The 1,745-nt window shown below is 61.4% G+C and carries 2 protein-coding genes; one reads left to right on the top strand and one right to left on the bottom strand.

Features of this window, described 5'->3' with window-relative positions:
- Positions 1 to 219 (top strand): Lrp/AsnC ligand binding domain-containing protein (locus JJE47_16790; GenBank protein ID MBK5269080.1); only part of this gene is annotated, 219 nt, incomplete at its 5' end.
- A gap of 51 nt (positions 220 to 270) precedes the next feature.
- Here JJE47_16790 and JJE47_16785 read toward each other — a convergent pair.
- A partial coding sequence (locus JJE47_16785; protein MBK5269079.1) for an amidohydrolase occupies positions 271 to 1,745 on the bottom strand: 1,475 nt, incomplete at its 5' end.

The following is a 1,745-nucleotide window of genomic DNA, read 5'->3' as shown; positions in this document are numbered from 1 at the left end:
CTCGAGGCGATCGCAGCCGAGATCAGCCGGCTTCCCGAGGTCGACTACCTGGTGATAACAACCGGGCGCTTCGACCTTCTCGCCGAAATCGTCTCCGAGGACAACGACCACTTCCTCCGCATCCTCAAGACGATCCGGAGCATTCCGGCGGTCGAAGCAAGCGAGGCATTCACCTACCTGAGACTCGAAAAGCAAAGCTACGACTGGGGAGCCCGATAAGAGGTAGGCCGCCCGAAAAGGCATAAGCCCGAGGGAGTTAAGCCCGAGGAGCTAAGACTTGCGCTCGTAAACGGGTTTGCCGGCGATGAGGGTCGTCGTCACTCGGGTGTCACCGATGCCTCCATCCCGGAAGGGGTCGCGGTCGAAGATCACCAAATCGGCGTCCTTGCCTCTCTTGATCGAGCCGGCACGATCGTCGATCCGGTTGATCTTGGCTGAGCCCATCGTGAAGGCGTTGAGGGCCTGCGTCAACGTCAAAGCCTCGTCTGGCAACAATGGCGCGACACCGGGTTGGCCGGCCGGCCGTCTCGTCACCGCTACCTCAGCCTGAAGCATCACGTTTGACGTCGAGACATACCAATCCGAACCCGCTCCCAGTTCGGCGCCGGAGCGGAGAAGCCGGCCAAAGGGATAGAGGCGAGAGGCCTGGGCCGGAGACAGGAAGGGAATTGTGAGTTCGTCCATCTGGGGCTCATGGCACGCCCAGTAGGGCTGGGCGTTGGCGGCGACCCGAAGCGGGCGGAAGCGGGGAATGTCATTCTCGTGAATGAATTGAATGTGGGCGATGTGATGCATCACTCCCCCATCGCCATTCGTCGACCTGGCAGCTTCCACGGCATCGAGTGCGTTTCGAACGGCCCGATCGCCAATCGCATGGAAATGGCATTGGAATCCCAAACGATCGAGATCAACGACGATTCGACTCAATGACTCATGATCGATGAAGTCGATTCCCGAGTTATCAGTTGTCTGGCCGCGACCGTCGCCGTACGGATCCAACATGGCGGCAGTGAAGTTCTCGGCCACACCGTCAAGCATGAGCTTCACGCTGGTCGGTCGATAACCGGGTGCAATGAGGGCCCGACGCCCGACCAGGTCTTCGATCTGCTCACGTCCGATGTGTCGATCCCACCACAAGGCACCGACGACAGAAGCGAGTAGCTCACCGCGGCCGGCCAAGGAGATATAGGCGGCTTCCTGCGGAAGCTGGACATCGGCATCCTGCCAGCCGGTGATTCCACAGGACAGCATGTAGGCCTGACCGGCCCGCAGGGCCTGGTCCCACTCAGCAGGTCCGGGTTCGGGGAGAATCGGCTCGATCAGCCCCATCGCCCCCTCGTGGAGGGTCCCCTGCGGGGAACCATCGGCTCGCCGCTCGATACGCCCGTCGAATGGGTCGGAAGTGTTGGCCGTTATGCCTGCCAACTCCATGGCTTTGCTATTGACCCAAGCGGCGTGACCGTCCCGGTTGTAGAGAAAAGCGGGCCGATCAGGCACGATCCGATCGAGTGCCTCAACAGTGGGAACCCCGCGCTCGAACCAGTCCATGGCCCAACCACCACCCCAGATCCAGTCCCGGTCGGGATGCAAGGCTGCATAACTCATCACCAGGTCGACGGCATCGTCGAGGTTCTCGGCGTCTTGGAGAGAGCAATTCAGAACCTTGCGGCCCCCCGAGGTCGGATGAACATGGGCATCGATGAACCCGGCGGTTACAAGGCCACCCTCGGCGTCGATCGACTCCG

The organism is Acidimicrobiia bacterium, from assembly GCA_016650365.1.
Classification (GTDB): domain Bacteria; phylum Actinomycetota; class Acidimicrobiia; order Spongiisociales; family JAENVV01; genus JAENVV01.
Note: the sequence above shows the minus strand (reverse complement) of the source record. Positions and strands in the feature narration are given on the sequence as shown.